The sequence below is a fragment of the Streptomyces sp. NPDC051738 genome, assembly GCF_044453205.1.
Classification (GTDB): Bacteria; Actinomycetota; Actinomycetes; order Streptomycetales; family Streptomycetaceae; genus Streptomyces.
Map to the genome: position 1 here is coordinate 65,822 of NZ_JBITCM010000007.1, position 19,922 is coordinate 85,743.

Consider the following 19,922-nt stretch of genomic DNA (forward strand, 5'->3'; position numbering starts at 1 on the left):
GTTAGCCCGAACTCTCGATCGAAGCAAAGGCGCAGGTCAGAACGGATTGTCAGTGGCATACCTCACGATGGGCACATACGGCATCCCGTATCGGGCATGCCGTCACACAGACGACAGGAGGTTCGTCATGGCCAGCTACCACGCAGCCGCCGCCCGCCGGCGCCGCGCCACCGGCCCTGCCCCCTCACTGACCGGCCCGGCGAGCGACGTGCACCCCGTGCTCCGCCGGGCCACGGCCCCACCCGCCGCCCTCGAGCTGCTCGCCCAGGCCCGTGCCGGACTGGACGAGGCCGCCGTTCTGGAAACGCCGAACGAGCGCTATGCCACGGCCCATCTCGCGGCCCTGCGCACCGCAGCCGCCGTACTCGCCGCGCGGGGGCGCCCGGAGCCTGTGACCAGGCGCCGCGCCCGGATCAGGAGCGCTTGGGAAGTGCTCCCCGAGATAGCGCCCGAACTCGCCGAATGGAGCGCGCTGTTCGCCTCCGGCGCCCGGCGCCGCGCCCGGGCCGAGGCGGGCATCCAGGGCGCGGCCAGCCGCCGGGACGCCGACGACCTGATACGCGACGTGGCGATGTTCCTGCGCCTCGTCGAACGGATGCTGGTGCTCCAGCCGGTCCTGCCGCAGCCGCGATCGGACGTGGACGGGGAGGATGAGGGGGGCGGGGCTGGCGAGGGCGGTTCGAGACGTGGGCGGGAGGACATGCCGAACGCGGGGTGACAGGGGGCGGCGGCGCGGGGCTGGGGTCCGCCCGATGCCTCTGGCCGGCGGTCGGACCTGGCCGCCGTTCGTGTCTGCCGCCCATATCCGGCCATGCGTCCCGGCGCCGTGTCCGTGAGCGCGCCGAGGCCGTCGGTCCTGTCCGCTCATCGTGAGCGAGTCGAGGCCCTTAGCCCTTCCGCTTGCCGTGAGTGGATCGAGGCCGTCGGTTCTGCCGCGTCGCCGTGAGCGAGCCGAGGCATTCGTCCTGCTGCTCGCAGTGCGCGAGTCGAAGCCCTTCATCCTTCCGCTTGCGGCGAGCGCACCCAGGCCCTACGTCCTCCCGTTCGCCGTGAGCGGATCGAGCCGTCGGTCCTGTCCGCTCACCGTGAGCGAGTCGAGGCCCTTAGCCCTTCCGCTCGCTGTGAGCGGACCGAGGCCCTGTGCCCCCCCGCTCGCCGTAAGCGAACCGCCCTCTGCCGGTCCTGCCGGTCCTGCCGTCCTCCAGGCGGGACAGGCCGCGTCGCGGGACACGTGCGGGCCGGGTGGGGTGCCGTAGGCAATAGGGTGGAGGGCGCCTGAAGCCTTCCCGCTTCCGTGACCCGGGCGCCGGGGAGGCAGCCCGTTCGCTCCGCCGTGCAAGTGGCGGCGCCCGTGCCGAGGAGTCAACTGCCGTGTCGGACCCGATGCGCCCGCCCGTCTCCCATCACCACCCGCAAACGGCGTCGCTGCGCTCCGACCCCTCTCGTCCCCGCGCCTCCCTCCGTACCGCCGTGGTCTGGGAGGTCCTCCAGGACGCCCTGGACCGCCGGGTCAAGGCCACGGGGCGTCAGGCGCTGGACGTCCTCGACACGGGCGGCGGCAGCGGCAAATTCGCCGTGCCGCTCGCCCGCCTCGGCCACCGCGTCACCGTCGTGGACCCCAGCCCGAACGCGCTCTTCGCCCTGGAGCGCCGGGCCGCCGAGGCCGACGTCGCCGACCGGGTGCAGGGCGTCCAGGGCGACGCCCACGGCCTCTTCGACGTGGTCGAGCGTGGCGGGTACGACGTCGTGCTGTGCCATGGCGTCCTGGAGTACGTCGACGACCCCGCCGAGGGCGTCCGCAACGCGGTCGCCGCCCTGCGCGCCGAGGGTGTGCTCAGCCTGCTCGCCGCCGGCCTGGGCGGCGCGGTGCTGGCACGCGCCCTCGCGGGTCACTTCACGGAGGCCAAGCAGGCCCTGGAGGACCCGGACGGCCGCTGGGGGCAGGGCGACCCGGTGCCGCGCCGGTTCACCACCGAGCAGCTCACCGCGCTGGTCGAGGGGGCCGGCCTCCGGGTCGGTGCGGTGCACGGGGTGCGGGTCTTCGCCGACCTGGTCCCGGGAGTGCTGGTGGACACCGAGCCCGGGGCGCTGGAGGCGCTGCTGAAGCTGGAGGAGGCGGCGGCCGAGCTGCCCGCCTTCCACTCGGTGGCCACGCAGCTCCATGTGCTCGGTGAGACGCGGGAGACCGCGGGGACCTGAGCCGCCCACGGGTGAGCGGACCGCAGGTGTGCGCCTTGATCAGGGACTTGGCTGCACATGGAGTACGCCACAGGCCCCCCGATCGGGCGCTCGTCGCCGTATGATCGAGGGAGACCGTTCCGGCATGACGGATCGGCTGCTGGGGAATGAAGATCTCAGCAAGCCGGGATGTCCATGCCGGAGCCCGGTTGGCCAATTGGCGTAGAGGGGCGGGTTTCACGGGGGCGATTCCCTGCCTATCCTGAAGGGACCCCCCGGGTCGCCCCGGCGACTGCACGATGAGGAGGACTCCGTGCCGCTCTCGGAGCACGAGCAGCGAATGCTCGAGCAGATGGAGCGAGCGCTGTACGCCGAAGATCCCAAGTTCGCGACAGCGCTTGAGGGAAGCGGGCTGCGCACGTACACCCGGCGACGGGTCTACCAGGCGGTCGCGGGCTTCCTCGTGGGTATCGCGCTCCTCATGGCTGGAATGGTCGCCAAGCAGGTCTGGCTCAGTGTGGTGGGCTTCCTCGTCATGCTGGGCTGCGCGGTTCTCGCTGTGACCGGTTGGCGCAAGGCCCCCAAGCCGGGCGAGCAGCCCGCTGCCGGTGGCCAGCAGGCCCGGCGTCAGTCACGTCAGAAGCGTTCCATGATGGACCGCATCGAAGAACGCTGGCAGCGCCGCCGAGACGAACAGGGCGGCCATTAGCTCTACGAGCGGCTCCTGGGCATACATCAGGGGGTGACCACCGGACGGGTGGTCACCCCCTGATGTATGCCCGCCCCCCTGACTGCCCCGGGCGGCGGGCGTTCCGAGCGAACGGACTCGGCCAATTCCTCCACCTCGTCCGAGGCCGAGGCCCGAGCGAGTGGGCCATCCCTCAGACCCGCGCACGCCCGCGCCGGGTGCCCTCGCCCTGCCGGGTGCCCTCGCCCCTCTGCCCTGCCGTCCGGCACCCCGCGGGAGCTACTCCAGCTACTCTCGCCCAGGGCCCGCCCTCAACGCCCTCAAGCTCAAGCCCCCCGCCCGCAGCGAGCCCTCACCCTCGCTGCCCGGGCGTCGACGGCCTTCGCCACGTCGGTCGAGCCGCGGCGGCGCGTCGCTTCACGCTGAGCCACCAGTCCGACAGGGCCCAGATCACCCGCACGCTGGAGCGCGGGGCCAGCCGGGCGCGCAGGCTTGTCGTCCAGCCGGCCTTGGACTCGAGGTCGGACAGCACGCGACGGACGTCCTCCGCGAGGCCGGCCACGGGGCGGGGAGTGGGGGCGTAGAGGACCTGTTCCACCGCGTCGGCGACCCGATGGACCGAGGCCGCGGCCGTTGGGTCGAGATGGCCCAGACGGACGATGCGGGCGGCGCTCTTGCGGGGGGTCTGGGATTCGTCGGGTGGGATGCCGAAGTCCCAGGCCGTGTCTGTTAGTTCCTGCCAGACCGCCAGTGTGTGCGGCGCTATGTCCGCCTCCGTGCGGCCGTGCCCTCCCAGCCGCACCGCCCGTGTTCGCAACCGCCACAGCATGGGTGCCAACGGGATGAGCAGTACCGCCGCCCCACCCAGCACCCACGCGAGGACGACGTACCACCTCGGGCCGTCACCGCCGACGGCCACCGCCGCCTCCGGGGACTCGCTGGCGCACAGCTGCGGGTTCTGGCCGGCGCAGCTCTCGCTCGTCGACGGCGAGGCGGAGGGCCCCGTGCTGGCCGACTGCGAGGGTCGTGTCACGTCCGGCAGCGTGGAGCCGGGCGTGTCCGACACCGTGTACGACGGAACCGATCCGCGGGTCGGCGTCGGCTCGAAGCGGGTCCAGCCCACGCCCTCGAAGTACAGCTCGGGCCAGGCGTGCGCGTCCTTCAGCCCCACCGAGACCGAGCTGGCGCCCTGCGGGGTTCCGGGCGCGAAGCCCACCGCGACCCGGGCCGGTATGTCCAGCGAGCGGGCCATCGCCGCCATCGCGAAGGAGAAGTGGACGCAGAAGCCCTGCTTGTCCTTCAGGAAGCGGGCGATCGCCTGCCGGCCGCTGCCGACCTTGACGTTGGTGTCGTACTGGAAGCCGCCCGTCACGGCGAAGTACTCCTGCAGCTTGACCGCCTGCTCGTAATGGCTGGTCGCGCCTTCGGTGACCTGGCGCGCGGTCTTGGCGACCACCGCGGGCAGCGAGTCGGGCAGCTCGGTGAACTCGCGCTGCAGCGCGGCGGGCGGCTCCCCGGCGTTCGCCAGCTGCTCCGCCGTCGGCTGCACATCGAGGCTGCGCACGGTGTACGTCGCCCCGCGTGTGGTCTGGCGCCGGTCGCCGACGACCGTCATGCCCAGCGGCTCGTACCGCCAGTTGCCGTTGATGTCCACGCCGCTCGGCGGATACGGCATCGGCAGCCAGTTTTGGGCGTACCAGTCCGCGGCCGAGATCGTCGTCTCGATCTCCGCGCGCCGGACGTCGGGGCCGAGGCCGATGGGCGTGGGGAACTCGCCCGGCACGGACTGGATGCTGCGCTTCGACGGCTGCCAGGTGGTGCCGTCGAAGTCGTCCAGGGAGACGATCCGCAGGTACAGGTTCGACAGATCGTCCGTGTTGGTCTTCAGGGACAGGACCTCGCGGTCCTCGTCCACGTTCAGGCTGTCGCGCAGCGACACCAGGGGGTTCACCGCGGAGATCGTGCCCCCGCCCCCGCTGCCCGAGCCCACGCCCGCCCCGGCCGCTTCCAGCAGGCCGCCGTTCATGGCGGGCAGGGCGAGCGGCACCACCAGGGCGATGCCCAGCGCGACCATGCCGATGCGCCGTCCGGTGCGGACCGGCGCCACCGCGTCGCTCGGTTCCCCGCCCGGCATCCGGGGTGCCCCGCCGAAGACCCGGCCCCACTGCGAGAGCCGGTCGCGTCCCTCGGCCAGCAGCAGCATCAGATAGCCCGCGGCGGCGGCCAGGAACCACAGCCAGCCCCCGGCGCCGTCGGACAGCCCCGCGGCCACGGAGTACAGCGCCAGCAGCGGCAGCCCGGCCGGGGCGGCGCTGCGGAAGGTCACCGCGAGGATGTCCACCGCCAGGCCGATGATCAGGACACCACCGATGAGCATCAGCCGGATGCCGTCGGACAACGGCGCCGGGATCGAGTACCGGCTGACGTCGTCCGCGCCGGCCCGCAACAGGTCGGCGAAGTGACCGAAGGCCTCCGGACCGGGGATCACTCCGAGGATCGCCTGCTGGTTGGCGAAGGTCAGGGTCAGCAGCATCAGCGCGACGAGGGCCTGCGCCGCCACCGTGAGGGGCCGCGCCAGGGGCACCCGCCGGGTCGCCATGCCCACGCCGGTCTGGATCGCCAGCAGGAAGATCGCCTGGATGAGCCAGCTGATCGGGGAGACCAGGGGCAGCAGGGCGCACGACGCCAGCAGTGTGGCCGCCGCGGCGCTCAGCGCCATCCGTGTCCGCCCGCTCATGCCCGTCCCCCCTCGCCCCACGCACCGCTGGTCGCGGCGGCGTCCGTACGCGCTCGGTCCGCCTGGCGCCACAGCTCGTTCAGCGAAGCGCCCCGCGGCACGCTCAGGGCCGTCCAGCCCGCCTCCCGCAGCATCCGCAGCCGCTCCTCGCCCCTGTCCAACGCGCCGGGCACATCGGTCGGTTCCCGCACCCAGGCCCCGCTGTCCAGCACGAAGGCCACCGCGCCCCCGCTGCGCTGCCGCATCTTGGCGGCCACCGCCGCCTGCTCCTCGTCGAGGTCGCCGAAGAAGGCGACCAGCAGCCCCTCGTTGCCGCCGCGCAGCAGGTCGTACGCCCGCGACAGCCCCGTACCGTCGGAGTGGTCGATCACCGCGAGGGTGTCCATCATCAGCCCGGCCGCGTCCGCCGACTCCTGGCTGGCGCCCGCGAACCCGTCGGCGCCCTCGCCGGGCACCGAGTCGCCGGTGTCGGTCAGCAGTCGTACGGAGAAGCCCCGCTCCAGCATGTGGACCAGCACGGACGCCGTGCCCGAGACGGCCCACTCGAAGGCCGAGTCGGGGCCCGCGCCCCGGAAGGCCGGGCCGCGGGTGTCCAGCAGCACCGTGCAGCGGGCCCGCTGCGGCTGCTCCTCGCGGCGCACCATCAGCTCGCCGTAGCGTGCGGTGGAGCGCCAGTGCACGCGGCGCAGGTCGTCGCCGTAGCGGTACCCGCGCGGAATCACGTCGTCCTCGCCGGCCAGCGCGAGCGAGCGCAGCCGACCGTCGCCGTACCCCTTCGCCTCCCCGCTGAAGCGGACCGGCGGCAGCGGTTCCACGCGCGGGATGACCGTCAGGGTGTCGTACGTCGAGAAGGACCGGGTCAGCTCGCACATGCCGAACGGGTCGCTCAGGCGCAGCTGGAGCGGGCCCAGCGGATAGCGGCCGCGCAGGTCGGAGCGGACCCGGTAGGACACCTCACGGCGGCCGCCCGGCTCCACCCGGTCCAGCACGAAGCGGGGGCGCGGCCCGAGGACGTACGGCACCCGGTCCTGGAGCATCAGCAGGCCCGTGGGCAGCCGGGAGACGTTGTCCATCCGCAGATGGACGCGGGCCTCGCTGCCCGCGGGCACGCGCGCGGGGGAGAGCCGGCGGCTGCCCGCGACCCGGTAGCGGGTGCGGTACAGCACGGTCGCGCAGACCAGCGGCAGCACGGCGAGCAGCAGCCCGACGCGCAGCAGGTCGCTCTGGCCGAGGACGTAGGAGCAGATCGCGGCCGCGATGCCGGCGGCCAGGAAGGAGCGGCCGCGCGTGGTCAGACCGGCCAGTGCCGTTCGGATCCCGCTCTGCTCGTCGCGGTCCGCCTCGGCCTGGCCGGTACTGCCGGAGGTCATCACAGCCTCCGCGGTGGCTGCTGGCCGTATCCCGGAGTGCCGCGGCCCAGACCGCCGAAGCCGCTCTGCTGCTGGGGCGCGGCGGGCACCGGCGTGCGCTGCAGGATCTCCTGGACGACCTGCTCGGACGTACGGCGGTTCAGCTGGGCCTGCGCGGTGGGCAGCAGGCGGTGGGCCAGGACGGCCACGGCGAGGGCCTGCACGTCGTCCGGCAGCGCGTACTCCCGGCCGCTGAGGGCCGCGGACGCCTTCGCCGCGCGCAGCAGGTGCAGCGTCGCGCGCGGGGACGCACCGAGTCTGAGGTCGGGGTGGGTGCGCGTGGCGGCGACCAGCTCCACCGCGTACCGGCGGACCGGCTCGGCGACATGCACACCGCGCACGGCGTCGATCAGCTTCACGATGTCGTGCGCGTGCGCCACCGGCTGCAGGTCCTCCAGCGGTGAGACACCGCCGTGCACGTCCAGCATCTGCAGCTCGGCCTCCACGCTGGGGTAGCCGACGGAGACACGGGCCATGAAGCGGTCGCGCTGGGCCTCGGGCAGCGGGTAGGTGCCCTCCATCTCGACCGGGTTCTGCGTGGCCACCACCATGAAGGGGCTCGGCAGCTCGTAGGTCGTCCCGTCGATCGTGACCTGACGCTCCTCCATGGACTCCAGAAGCGCGGACTGCGTCTTCGGTGAGGCGCGGTTGATCTCGTCGCCGATCACGATCTGGGCGAAGATCGCGCCTGGTTTGAACTCGAAGTCCTTGCGCTGCTGGTCCCAGATGGACACACCCGTGATGTCGGACGGCAGCAGGTCCGGCGTGAACTGGATACGCCGTACCGAACAGTCGATGGACCGCGCCAGCGCCTTGGCCAGCATCGTCTTGCCCACGCCGGGAACATCCTCGATCAGAAGATGTCCCTCGGCGAGCAGCACGGTCAGCGAAAGCCGTACGACCTCGGGCTTGCCCTCGATCACTCCTTCCACCGAACTGCGGACACGCTCCACAGTGGCGGTCAGATCAGTGAGGCTCGCTCGATCGTCATAGGTCGTCACCCGGCCCTCCTCGGCCCGTTCTTTCCGGGCCGACGCTCTACGACGCGGACCGGCCCACCCCTGGAACACGGACACCACGCATGAAACGTTCCGCGTGTTGCCACACCCGCATTCTTGCTGCCGTTACCGATTCGTGTCACTCGCCTGTGGACAACTGCCTGCGATATGTCGGGTCTTACGGCCTTTTGGGCACGCCCTAGCCTGAATTGACAGCGAAACGACAGGTGCGGCGGCTGGTCACGCGGGGTCGATCTCGCGCAGCAGACCCGTCTTCACGTCGAAGACGAAGCCCCGCACGTCGTTGGTGTGCAGCAGGAACGGCGAGGTGCGCACGCGTTGCATCGACTGCCGTACGTCCTGGTCGACGTCCCGGAAGGCCTCCACCGCCCAGGCGGGGCGCTGGCCGACCTCCATCTCCAGGTCGGTGCGGAAGTCCTCGGTGATCGCCTCCAGGCCGCAGCCGGTGTGGTGGATCAGGACGATGCTGCGGGTGCCCAGCTTGCGCTGGCTGATGGTGAGCGAGCGGATCACGTCATCGGTGACGACGCCGCCCGCGTTGCGGATCGTGTGGCAGTCGCCGAGTTCCAGACCGAGCGCCGCGTGCAGGTCGAGACGGGCGTCCATGCAGGCGACGACGGCGACGTGCAGCACGGGGCGGGCGTCCATGCCGGGGTCGGTGAACGCGGCTGCGTAGCTCTCGTTCGCCTCGACGAGACGGTCGGTGACCGTGCCGCGATGGGCTATCGCACTCTCCGGACCAGCGGGAACCGATGCAGAAGTCGTCATACCCATGACGGTACTGGTCACGGCCGAAACGGTCCCGTTGTGAGAGGGGACAAAGAACGCCATCATGCCTTGTTGTGAGCTAACCCACAGGGGTGGCGTGAGTGCGCCCATACGAGCGATTTCGCGCACCTCGCGGCTTCGTCCGAACCCGAATCGGCGACGCGCAGGCCGGTTGATTGACCGCGCGACACGGTGGACTAAAGTGACGCGAAGCGGGAGGGGCGGCTCTCCCTGCTGGACTGTTTTCCCCGGAGACCCCGGCGATTTTCCGGAGATCTCCCCGCGTGCGCGGCGCGTACGTACGGCTCGGCCTCCTCCCGCTCCCGGTCGGCTGACGCTCTCGGCGCCGGCAGGCCTCCCCTTCACGAGCGGGCGGGGACCCGGCGGTGCGTGTGCGCCCGTCGGATCTGAGAGGGCCCCTTGAGCCAGAGTCGACATGTCCCGGTGATGCTCCAGCGGTGCCTGGACCTGTTGGCCCCCGCCCTTGAGCGGCCCGGAGCGGTGGTCGTCGACTGCACGCTCGGCCTCGGCGGCCACAGCGAGGCGCTCCTGCAGCAGTTCCCCGAGGCCCGGCTCGTCGCCCTCGACCGCGACAAGGAGGCCCTGCGCCTGTCCGGCGAGCGGCTCGAGCCCTACGGCGAGCGCGCCGACCTCGTGCACGCCGTCTACGACGAACTCCCGGACGTCCTGGAAAGGCTCGGCATCGCGCGCGTGCAGGGCGTCCTGTTCGACCTCGGCGTCTCCTCCATGCAGCTCGACGAGGCCGACCGCGGCTTCGCGTACGCCCAGGACGCCCCCCTCGACATGCGCATGGACCAGACGACCGGCGTCAGCGCCGCCGAGGTCCTCAACACCTACCCGCCCGGTGAGCTGGTCCGGATCCTGCGCGCGTACGGCGAGGAGAAGCAGGCCAAGCGGATCGTGGGCGCGATCGTGCGCGAGCGGGACAAGGAGCCGTTCAGCAACAGCGCGCGGCTCGTCGAGCTGATCCGGGACGCCCTGCCGCAGGCCGCCAAGCGCACCGGCGGCAATCCGGCCAAGCGCACCTTCCAGGCGCTGCGCATCGAGGTCAACGGCGAGCTCTCCGTCCTGGAGCGGGCGATCCCGGCCGCCGTGCAGGCCCTGGACGTCGGCGGGCGGATCGCCGTCCTGTCGTACCACTCGCTGGAGGACCGGCTGGTCAAGCAGGTGTTCGCGGCCGGCGCCGCCACCACCGCCCCGCCCGGGCTGCCCGTCGTCCCCGAGCGCTACCAGCCCCGGCTCAAGCTGCTGACGCGCGGTGCCGAACTTCCCACCGAGGAAGAGGTCGCCGAGAACCGGCGCGCGGCACCTGCGCGCCTGCGCGGTGCCGAGCGCATCAGGGAGTCCATCGAATGATGTGGGTGAGGCAGGGGTGGGCGTCCGGGTCCAGGATTCAAACCGGTGAGTTCAGGATTCAAACCCACCAGTGGGAGAACCGGACTCGGGGGAGGGTGAGTGACTAGGAAACCCGAACTGAGGGGGCGTGCCGCCCGGCTGGCGCGCCTCATTCCCGCAGGGCGCGCGCGGGCCGCCCGCACCCCCTTCGTCCTCCTGGTCGTCCTCCTCCTCGGCGGCGGCCTCATCGGGCTCCTCGTGCTGAACTCCGCGCTCAGCGAAGGCGCGTTCAGGCTCGACGACCTGAAGAAGGAGACGAAGGCCCTCACCGACGAGGAGCAGTCCCTCCAGCGCGACATCGACGCCTACTCCGCCCCCGACGCCCTCCAACGCCGCGCCAACGAACTCGGCATGGTCCCCGGTGGCGACCCCGCCTTCCTCGACCCCGACGGCACGGTGAAGGGCGTCCCCAGCCCCGCGCCCGCCGGCCAGACCTCCGCGTACATGCCTCTCGTGCTGGCCCCCGAGCCCCTCGTCAGCGAGCCCACGGTGCCCCCGGCGGCCGACGCGACGCCTCTCCCCGGGGCCACCCCCACCACGCCCTCGTACGCGTCCCCCGAGGCCCCGCCCGCCACGCCGCAGTACGTGCCCCCGACGCAGCAGACCAACCCGTTCGTCCAGTCCCCCCAGTTGTCCGCGTATCCGACCCCCGGCAGGTGACGGAAGTGTCCGACAGGGAAGCGCCGCGCCGTCGCGTGCCCGGACCCGCGAAGCCCGCCCGTTCCGGCGGCGCCCAGCGGCGCCCGGGCTCCGGCGCCCGCCCGGCCCGCCGCCCGGCACCGCCCCGCGCCGGGGCCGTCCGCCTCATCCGGCTCGGCAGCCCCCGCCCCCGGCTGCGCATGGTCAGCCTGGCCCTGACCCTCGTCCTGCTCGCCTTCGTCGTACGGCTGCTCCAGGTGCAGGGCGTCGACGCGAGCACGTACGCCGCCAAGGCCGAGAAGAACCGGTACGTCGGCTACACCCTGGCCGCCGTGCGCGGGGGCATCACCGACCGCGACGGCGTGGCACTGGCGACCAGCGTGGACGCGTACGACATCACGGCCGACCCCACCCTGTTCAGCCGCGAGCAGCTGAAGATCGACGACGGCCCCGAACAGGCGGCCGCCCTCCTCGCGCCGATCCTCAACCAGGACCAGGCCGCGATCGTCAGGAAGCTCCGGCCGGAGAACAAGAACCTGCGCTACACCCTGCTGGCCAGCCGGCAGACCCCGCAGGTCTGGAAGCAGATCAAGGACCTGAAGAACGCGCTGGCCACCAAGTCGGAGCAGGACAAGAGCACGGTCAACGTCCTCGCGGGCGTCCTCTCGGTCGCCAGCAGCAAGCGCGTGTACCCGAACGGCGACCTCGCCGCCGGGATACTGGGCTGGGTCAACGCCGACGGCAAGGGCGGCGGCGGTGTCGAGCAGCAGCTGAACAAGGAGCTGTCCGGCAAGGACGGCGAGATCCGCTACGCCCAGTCCGGCGGCCGTCAGGTGCCCACCGTCGGCTCCACCGAGACGCCCGCCGTGCCCGGCAGCGACGTCGAGCTCACCATCGACCGCGACATCCAGTGGGCCGCGCAGAACGCGATCAGCGAGCAGGTGGCGAAGTCCAAGGCCGACCGCGGCTATGTGATCGTCCAGGACACCCAAACCGGCGAGATCCTCGCGATGGCCAACTCGCCCGGCTTCGACCCGAACAACCTCTCCGAGGCCAGCGCCGCGAACCTGGGCAACGCGGCGGTCCAGGACGCCTACGAGCCCGGCTCCACCGCGAAGGTCATCTCGATGGCCGCCGTACTGGAGGAGGGGGTGGCCACGCCCGGCACGCATGTCGTCGTGCCCAACCGGCTGCACCGCGGCGACCGGCTCTTCAAGGACGACATCGACCACGAGACCTGGTACCTGACGCTGAACGGCGTGCTCGCCAAGTCCAGCAACATCGGCACCATCCTGGCCACCGGCCAGCTGGGCAAGACGCAGAAGCGGTCCAACCAGATCCTCTATGACTACCTGCGCAAGTTCGGCTTCGGCCGTTACACCGGGCTCGGCTACCCGGGCGAGACCCCGGGCATCCTCGCCGCCCCGCGCACCTGGTCGACCTCGCAGCAGTACACGATTCCTTTCGGCCAGGGTGTATCCATCAACGCGATGCAGGCGGCCTCCGTCTACTCGACGATCGCCAACGGCGGCGTCCGTATCGAGCCCAAGCTGGTGCGTGGCACCACCGGACCCGACGGGCAGTTCACCGCCGCCGCGAAGCCCAAGAAGACCAGGGTCATCAGCGCCAAGACGGCGAGGACCCTCGCCCAGATGCTGGAGTCGGTCGTGGACGACAAGGAGGGCACCGGCAACAAGGCGCGCATCCCCGGCTACCGCGTCGCGGGCAAGACGGGTACGGCGAACCGCGTGGATCCGGCCACCGGCAGGTACCGCGGCTACACATCGTCGTTCGCCGGCTTCGCGCCAGCCGACAAGCCCCGTGTCACCGTCTACTGCGCGATCCAGAACGCCACCGCGGGCAACTACTTCGGCGGCCAGATCTGCGGGCCCATCTACAAGAAGGTCATGGAGTTCGCGCTGAAGACCCTCCAGGTCCCGCCGACCGGGGCCAAGCCGGCGAAGCTCCCGGTCGCCTACAACTGACCCACCGATCAGCACCGAGCAGCCAGGAACCACCTCGTGACAACGATCACTTCCGACTCCGGAAACCAGGGCACCCCCCGCCCCTCACTTCGCCCCCAGGCGGGTGCGCCGGGTACGCTCACCGCCGTGCCACACGCTGATCAGTCCCAAACCACCCAGAAGGGGCATCCCGTGACGTATCCGGGACCGCCCAGGCCGGCGCAGGTCTCCGCCACACCCCTCGCGGAACTCGCCGATCAGCTGGGTGTCCCAGCACCGGAACAGACGGACGCCGCCGAGGTCACGGGCATCACCCATGACTCGCGCGCCGTCCGCCCCGGCGACCTGTACGCCGCCCTCCCGGGCGCCCGCCTGCACGGCGCCGACTTCGTCACGCAGGCCGCCGGCCTGGGCGCGGCCGCCGTGCTGACCGACCCGACCGGCGCCGAACGCGCCGCCGCGACGGGCCTGCCGGTCCTGGTCGTCGAGGATCCGCGCGGCCGGATGGGCGAACTCGCGGCCACCATCTACGGCCACCCCGGCCACGACCTGCTGCAGATCGGCATCACCGGCACCTCCGGCAAGACCACCACCGCGTACCTCGTCGAGGGCGGCCTCAGGAGCGCCCGGACCACCGGCCTCATCGGCACGGTCGAGATGCGTGTCGGCGACGAGCGCATCAAGTCCGAGCGCACCACCCCGGAGGCCACCGACCTGCAGGCCCTGTTCGCCGTCATGCGCGAACGCGGCGTCGAGGCGGTCGCCATGGAGGTCTCCAGCCACGCGCTGGTCCTCGGCCGTGTCGACGGCTGTGTCTTCGACATCGCCGCCTACACCAACCTCAGCCCGGAACACATGGAGTTCCACTCCGACATGGAGGACTACTTCCGGGCCAAGGCACAGCTGTTCACGCCGAAACGCAGCAAACTCGGCGTGGTCAACGTCGACGACGAGTACGGCCGCCGCCTCGCCAAGGAGGCCACCGTCCCGGTCGTCACCTACTCCGCCGAGGGGCACCCCGACGCCGACTGGCGCGCCGAGGACGTCGAGGTCGGGCAACTGGACTCCACGTTCACCGTCATCGGCCCCAAGGGCGAGCGCATCAGTGCCAAGTCCCCGCTGCCGGGCCCCTTCAACGTGGCGAACACCCTCGCCGCCATCACCGCCCTGGCCGCCGCCGGCCTCGACGCCCAGGCCGCCGCCGACGGCATCGCCGCCGTGCCGGGCGTGCCGGGCCGGCTGGAGCGCGTGGACGCCGGGCAGCCGTATCTCGCGGTCGTGGACTACGCCCACAAGACCGACGCCGTCGAATCGGTGCTCAAGGCGCTGCGCAAGGTCACCGAGGGACGGGTGCACGTCGTGCTCGGCTGCGGCGGGGACCGCGACAAGACCAAGCGCGTGCCGATGGGCGCCGCAGCGGCCCGGTTCGCCGACACCGCCGTACTGACCTCCGACAACCCCCGCTCGGAGGATCCCCTGGCGATTCTCGCAACCATGCTCCAGGGCGCGGCGTCCGTGCCGGTACACGAGCGTGGCGAGGTCCAGGTCTTCGAGGACCGGGCCGCCGCGATCGCCGCGGCCGTCGCCCGCGCCGAGCCCGGCGACACCGTGCTGGTCGCGGGCAAGGGCCATGAGCAGGGCCAGGACATCGCCGGAGTGGTCCGTCCCTTCGACGACCGCCAGGTGCTTCGCGAAGCTATCCAGAAGACCCAGGGATGAACTTGTGATCGCCCTCTCTCTCGCCGAGATCGCAGAAGTCGTCGGCGGGCAGACGCACGACATACCGGATCCGGCCGTCCAGGTCACCGGACCCGTCGTCCGGGACTCCCGTGAAGTGGAGCCCGGCAGCCTCTTCGTCGCCTTCGTCGGCGAGCGTGTGGACGGCCACGACTACGCGGCCGCGGTGGTCGGAGCGGGTGCGGTCGCCGTCCTGGCGTCCCGCCCCGTCGGCGTACCCGCCATCGTCGTGGCCGACGTCCAGAAGGCCCTCGGCGCCCTCGCCCGTCATGTCGTACGACGGCTCGGCGCGACCCTCGTCGCCCTGACCGGCTCGGCGGGCAAGACCAGCACCAAGGACCTGATCGCCCAGGTGCTCCAGTGCAAGGCGCCCACCGTGTTCACGCCGGGTTCGCTCAACAACGAGATCGGGCTGCCGCTCACCGCGCTCAGCGCCACCGAGGAGACGAGGTTCCTCGTCCTGGAGATGGGCGCCCGCGGCATCGGCCACATCCGCTACCTCGCCGATCTGACGCCCCCGAAGATCGGCCTCGTGCTCAACGTCGGCACCGCCCACATCGGCGAGTTCGGCGGCCGTGAGCAGATCGCGCAGGCCAAGGGCGAGCTCGTGGAAAGCCTCCCGTCGGCTGAGGACGGCGGCGCCGCGGTCCTCAACGCCGACGATCCCCTCGTACGGGCCATGGCGTCCCGTACGAAGGCGAAGGTGATCCTTTTCGGAGAGTCAGGCGAAGCGGACGTACGCGCCGAGAACGTGAGACTCACGGACAGCGGACAGCCTGCTTTCACTCTCCACACACCCTCCGGTGCAAGCGATGTGACCATGCGCCTGTACGGTGAGCACCACGTGTCGAACGCGCTCGCCGCGGCCGCCGTCGCCCATGAGCTGGGCATGTCCGCAGACGAGATCGCCACCGCGCTCTCCGAGGCGGGCTCCCTCTCCCGCTGGCGTATGGAGGTCACCGAGCGCCCGGACGGCGTGACGGTCGTCAACGACGCCTACAACGCGAACCCCGAGTCCATGCGGGCCGCCCTGCGCGCCCTGGCTGCCATGGGCGGCGCCTCACGGGCAAAGGGGGGTCGTACGTGGGCGGTGCTCGGCAAGATGGCCGAGCTCGGGGACGAGGCGCTCGCCGAGCACGACGCGGTCGGACGGCTCGCCGTCCGGCTCAATGTCGGCAAGCTCGTCGCGGTCGGGGGCAGGGAAGCGTCCTGGCTGCAACTGGGCGCATATAACGAGGGTTCGTGGGGTGAGGAGTCGGTGCACGTGTCCGACGCACAGGCGGCGGTCGACCTGTTGCGCAGCGAGTTGCGCCCGGGGGACGTCGTACTCGTGAAGGCGTCCCGTTCGGTCGGTCTGGAGAGCGTCGCCGAGGCGCTGCTCGCGGGCGGCGCCGAGGGTGAGGTTGCCGCCCGATGATGAATCAGATCCTGTTCTCAGGAGTCATTGGTCTCTTCCTGACCCTGGTCGGCACCCCGCTGCTGATCAAGCTGCTGGCCCGCAAGGGCTACGGCCAGTACATCCGTGACGACGGCCCGCGCGAGCACCACGCCAAGCGCGGTACGCCGACCATGGGCGGTATCGCCTTCATCCTGGCGACGATCGCCGCGTACTTCCTGTCCAAGCTGATCACCGGCAAGCCGCCGACGTTCTCCGGCGTCCTGGTCATCGGCCTGATGGCCGGCATGGGCCTGGTCGGCTTCCTGGACGACTACATCAAGATCGTCAAGCGGCGTTCGCTGGGTCTGCGGGCCAAGGCCAAGATGGCCGGCCAGCTGCTCGGGGGTATCGCCTTCGCGGTGCTCTCGCTGCAGTTCGCGGACAACCGCGGCAACACCCCGGCCTCCACGAAGCTCTCCTTCGTGCAGGACTTCGGCTGGTCGATCGGCCCGGTGCTGTTCGTGGTCTGGGCGCTGTTCATGATCCTCGCCATGTCCAACGGCGTGAACCTGACCGACGGTCTGGACGGCCTCGCCACCGGCGCCTCCGTGCTCGTCTTCGGCGCGTACACGTTCATCGGCGTCTGGCAGTTCCAGGAGTCCTGCGCCAACGCGCAGACGCTCAGCAACCCGGGCGCCTGTTACGAGGTGCGAGATCCGCTCGATCTCGCCGTCGTCTCCTCCGCGTTGATGGGCGCCTGCCTCGGCTTCCTGTGGTGGAACACCTCGCCCGCCAAGATCTTCATGGGCGACACCGGTTCGCTGGCCCTCGGTGGCGCGCTCGCGGGTCTGGCGATCTGCTCCCGCACCGAGCTGCTGCTCGCCATTCTCGGCGGCCTGTTCGTGCTGATCACCATGTCGATCGTCATCCAGATCGGCTCCTTCCGCCTCACCGGCAAGCGCGTCTTCCGGATGGCACCACTCCATCACCACTTCGAACTCAAAGGCTGGTCCGAAGTACTGGTCGTGGTCCGCTTCTGGATCATTCAGGGCATCTGTGTGATCGTCGGACTGGGCCTCTTCTACGCGGGATGGGCAGCGGACAAGTGACCGACTGGCAGGGGAAGAACGTCACCGTCGCGGGACTCGGTGTCTCCGGGATCCCGGCGGCCAAGGTGCTGCACGGCCTCGGCGCGAAGATCACCGTCGTCAACGACGGCGACGACGCGCGCGCGCGTGCCCAGGCCGCCGAACTGGAGGCGCTCGGCATCACCGTCCGCCTCGGCGACGGAGCCACCCTGCCCGAAGGCACCGAACTCATCGTCACCGCGCCCGGCTGGAAGCCGGACAAGCCGCTGTTCGCGGCGGCTCACGCAGCGGGCGTCCCGGTATGGGGCGACGTGGAGCTGGCCTGGCGGCTGCGCGGCCCCGACGCCGCCCCCTGGCTCGCGGTCACCGGCACCAACGGCAAGACCACGACCGTCCAGATGCTCGCCGCGATCCTCAAGGCGGCGGGTCTGCGTACGGCGGCCGTCGGCAACATCGGCGTCTCGCTCCTGGACGCGGTGCTCGGCGAGGAGCAGTACGACGTCCTGGCCGTGGAGTTGTCCAGCTACCAGCTCCACTGGGCGCCCTCCCTGCGCGCCCACTCCGCCGCCGTCCTCAACCTCGCCCCCGACCACCTCGACTGGCACGGCTCCATGGAGGCGTACGCGCGCGACAAGGGCCGTATCTACGAGGGCAACCGCGTCGCCTGTGTCTACAACGTCGCCGACAAGGCCACCGAGGACCTGGTGCGCGCGGCCGACGTCGAGGAGGGCTGCCGGGCCATCGGCTTCACCCTCGGCACCCCGGGCCCGTCCCAACTCGGCGTCGTCGAGGGCATCCTGGTCGACCGCGCCTTCGTCGAGGACCGGCAGAAGAACGCCCAGGAGCTCGCCGAGGTCGCCGACGTCAACCCGCCGGCACCGCACAACATCGCCAACGCGCTCGCCGCGGCGGCCCTCGCCCGGGCCTACGGGGTGCCCCCCAGGGCCGTACGGGACGGGCTGCGGGCCTTCACCCCGGACGCCCACCGCATCGCGCACGTGGCGGACGTGGCCGGGGTCGCGTACGTCGACGACTCCAAGGCGACCAACACCCATGCGGCCGAGGCCTCGTTGGCGGCCTACGAGTCCATCGTGTGGATCGCGGGCGGACTCGCCAAGGGCGCCGTCTTCGAGGAGCTGGTCGCCAAGTCGGCGCAGCGGCTTCGCGCGGCCGTGCTCATCGGCGCCGATCGTGGCCTGATCCGTGAAGCCCTCGCGCGACACGCGCCGGAAGTACCCGTCGTCGACCTCGACCGGACCGACACTGGGGCGATGCTCGCGGCGGTCCAGGAGGCGCAGCGGCTCGCACAGCCCGGCGACACCGTGCTCCTTGCCCCGGCCTGTGCCTCCATGGACATGTTCGCCAACTACAACCAGCGCGGTGACGTGTTCGCGGAGGCGGTTCGCGAACTCGGCACGAGCGCCTGACGCCGGGTCTCGGCCACTGCGGGTTGCTTCGGGACCCTTGGAGGGACGCGTGACTCGGATGTGGCCGGCCAGTACGTACACGCACGGCGAGGCGGTGGGCGCCGATGCCCGATAGCCGTACGGGACGGCCTCCCGTGCAGCGGGCCGTCCGGCGCCGCCCCGCACCTTCCCCGCCGCCGCCCGACAACGCCGTACGACGGCTGTACACGCGCGTGCACAGAGCGTGGGACCGGCCGCTGACCGCGTACTACCTCATCCTCGGCGGCAGTCTGCTGATCACCGTGCTCGGTCTGGTGATGGTCTACTCGGCCTCCCAGATCACCGCGCTGCAGATGTCGCTGCCGGGGTCGTACTTCTTCCGCAAGCAGCTCCTGGCCGCGGCGATCGGCACCGGGCTGCTGCTCGCCGCCTCCCGGATGCCCGTGAAGCTGCACCGCGCGCTCGCCTACCCGATCCTCGCCGGCGCCGTCTTCCTGATGGCGTTGGTGCAGGTGCCCGGGATAGGAGTCGCGGTCAACGGCAACCAGAACTGGATCGCCCTCGGCGGCTCGTTCCAGATCCAGCCCAGCGAGTTCGGCAAGCTCGCGCTGGTGCTGTGGGGCGCCGACCTGATCGCCCGCAAGCAGGACAAGAAGCTGCTCACGCAGTGGAAGCACATGCTGGTGCCGCTCGTGCCGGTCGCCTTCATGCTGCTCGGACTGATCATGCTCGGCGGCGACATGGGCACCGCGATCATCCTGTCGGCGATCCTGTTCGGCCTGCTGTGGCTGGCGGGCGCGCCGACCCGGCTGTTCGTGGGGGTGCTGTCGGTCGCCGGCCTGATCGGCCTGCTGCTGATCAAGAGCAGCGCGAACCGGATGGCCCGTCTGCAGTGCCTGGGCGCCACCGAACCGCGCAGCGGGACCGTCGACTGCTGGCAGGCCGTGCACGGCATCTACGCGCTCGCTTCCGGCGGAATTTTTGGTTCCGGCCTGGGGGCGAGTGTGGAGAAATGGGGCCAACTCCCCGAAGCCCACACCGACTTCATCTTCGCCGTCACCGGTGAGGAACTGGGCCTGGCGGGGACGCTGTCGGTGCTCGCACTCTTCGCGGCTCTAGGCTATGCGGGTATCCGCGTGGCCGGACGCACGGAGGACCCCTTCGTGAGGTACGCCGCGGGAGGCGTGACCACCTGGATCACCGCGCAAGCCGTGATCAACATCGGTGCGGTGCTCGGTCTGCTGCCGATCGCCGGTGTTCCCCTCCCGCTGTTCTCCTACGGGGGCTCCGCCTTGCTGCCGACCATGTTCGCCATCGGGCTGCTGATCGCCTTCGCACGCGACGAGCCCGCTGCGCGGGCAGCGCTTTCCCTGCGGCAACCCCGCTTTGGTAGAAAGCGTGCGGGAGGTTCCGGTTCCGGCCGGGAGCCTCGGAGATGGAACACGATGCGACGGCGTGCCTCGGCGGCGCGTTCGTCCGGAGAGCGGTGAATTTC

15 protein-coding genes are annotated in these 19,922 nt (G+C 71.2%); 11 read left to right on the forward strand and 4 right to left on the reverse strand.

Translation table 11 applies throughout. The features are described 5' to 3' along the window. Positions 1–127 precede the first annotated feature (127 nt). The 3 genes from ACIA8X_RS17990 to ACIA8X_RS18000 all read left to right on the forward strand — a co-directional run bounded on the left by ACIA8X_RS17990 (position 128) and on the right by ACIA8X_RS18000 (position 2,887). Entirely contained in the window at positions 128–718 is a 591-nt protein-coding gene (locus ACIA8X_RS17990) for an SAV_6107 family HEPN domain-containing protein (protein ID WP_393442438.1), read from the forward strand. A gap of 653 nt (positions 719–1,371) precedes the next feature. Then, positions 1,372–2,199, forward strand: coding sequence for a class I SAM-dependent methyltransferase (locus ACIA8X_RS17995; protein WP_393442440.1), 828 nt, complete (start codon positions 1,372–1,374; stop codon positions 2,197–2,199). 292 nt (positions 2,200–2,491) lie between these two features. Next, entirely contained in the window at positions 2,492–2,887 is a 396-nt protein-coding gene (locus ACIA8X_RS18000) for a DUF3040 domain-containing protein (RefSeq protein ID WP_393442442.1), read from the forward strand. Between the two features lie 331 nt (positions 2,888–3,218). On the opposite strand, the gene ACIA8X_RS18005 is transcribed toward ACIA8X_RS18000, so the two are convergent. The 4 genes from ACIA8X_RS18005 to ACIA8X_RS18020 form a co-directional block, all read right to left on the reverse strand. Continuing rightward, positions 3,219–5,603 (reverse strand): DUF3488 and DUF4129 domain-containing transglutaminase family protein, encoded by a 2,385-nt coding sequence (locus ACIA8X_RS18005; RefSeq protein WP_399458660.1) that lies wholly within the window; start codon positions 5,601–5,603, stop codon positions 3,219–3,221. Continuing rightward, a complete protein-coding gene (locus ACIA8X_RS18010) occupies positions 5,600–6,973 on the reverse strand; it encodes a DUF58 domain-containing protein (RefSeq protein ID WP_399458661.1) in 1,374 nt (457 codons plus the stop codon). The genes ACIA8X_RS18005 and ACIA8X_RS18010 overlap by 4 nt, the downstream gene beginning before the upstream one ends. After that, a complete protein-coding gene (locus tag ACIA8X_RS18015; RefSeq protein ID WP_393442448.1) occupies positions 6,973–8,013 on the reverse strand; it encodes an AAA family ATPase in 1,041 nt (346 codons plus the stop codon). Before ACIA8X_RS18015 ends, ACIA8X_RS18010 begins: the two co-directional genes overlap by 1 nt. A gap of 237 nt (positions 8,014–8,250) precedes the next feature. Further along, positions 8,251–8,799: a beta-class carbonic anhydrase gene (locus tag ACIA8X_RS18020; RefSeq protein ID WP_393442450.1), complete on the reverse strand. Its 549-nt coding sequence runs from the start codon at positions 8,797–8,799 to the stop codon at positions 8,251–8,253. 420 nt (positions 8,800–9,219) lie between these two features. On the opposite strand from ACIA8X_RS18020, the gene rsmH reads away from it, so the two are divergent. From rsmH to ftsW, 8 genes are all read left to right on the forward strand, one after another. Then, positions 9,220–10,176, forward strand: coding sequence for a 16S rRNA (cytosine(1402)-N(4))-methyltransferase RsmH (rsmH, locus tag ACIA8X_RS18025; protein WP_393442452.1), 957 nt, complete (start codon positions 9,220–9,222; stop codon positions 10,174–10,176). A 99-nt stretch (positions 10,177–10,275) separates the two neighbouring features. After that, entirely contained in the window at positions 10,276–10,875 is a 600-nt protein-coding gene (locus ACIA8X_RS18030) for a hypothetical protein (RefSeq protein ID WP_399458662.1), read from the forward strand. A gap of 5 nt (positions 10,876–10,880) precedes the next feature. Further along, complete coding sequence (locus ACIA8X_RS18035) at positions 10,881–12,839, forward strand: peptidoglycan D,D-transpeptidase FtsI family protein (protein ID WP_393442456.1); 1,959 nt, start codon at positions 10,881–10,883, stop codon at positions 12,837–12,839. A gap of 171 nt (positions 12,840–13,010) precedes the next feature. Next, positions 13,011–14,537, forward strand: coding sequence for a UDP-N-acetylmuramoyl-L-alanyl-D-glutamate--2,6-diaminopimelate ligase (locus ACIA8X_RS18040; protein ID WP_393442458.1), 1,527 nt, complete (start codon positions 13,011–13,013; stop codon positions 14,535–14,537). Positions 14,538–14,541: 4 nt separating this feature from the next. Further along, complete coding sequence (gene murF / locus ACIA8X_RS18045) at positions 14,542–15,972, forward strand: UDP-N-acetylmuramoyl-tripeptide--D-alanyl-D-alanine ligase (RefSeq protein ID WP_393442460.1); 1,431 nt, start codon at positions 14,542–14,544, stop codon at positions 15,970–15,972. Next, on the forward strand, positions 15,969–17,042 hold the full coding sequence (gene mraY, locus ACIA8X_RS18050; RefSeq protein ID WP_393442462.1) for a phospho-N-acetylmuramoyl-pentapeptide-transferase: 1,074 nt from the start codon (positions 15,969–15,971) through the stop codon (positions 17,040–17,042). The genes murF and mraY overlap by 4 nt, the downstream gene beginning before the upstream one ends. Next, a complete protein-coding gene (gene murD, locus ACIA8X_RS18055) occupies positions 17,024–18,448 on the forward strand; it encodes a UDP-N-acetylmuramoyl-L-alanine--D-glutamate ligase (protein ID WP_393442464.1) in 1,425 nt (474 codons plus the stop codon). Before mraY ends, murD begins: the two co-directional genes overlap by 19 nt. A gap of 104 nt (positions 18,449–18,552) precedes the next feature. Next, positions 18,553–19,917, forward strand: coding sequence for a putative lipid II flippase FtsW (ftsW, locus tag ACIA8X_RS18060; RefSeq protein ID WP_393442466.1), 1,365 nt, complete (start codon positions 18,553–18,555; stop codon positions 19,915–19,917). Positions 19,918–19,922 lie beyond the last annotated feature (5 nt).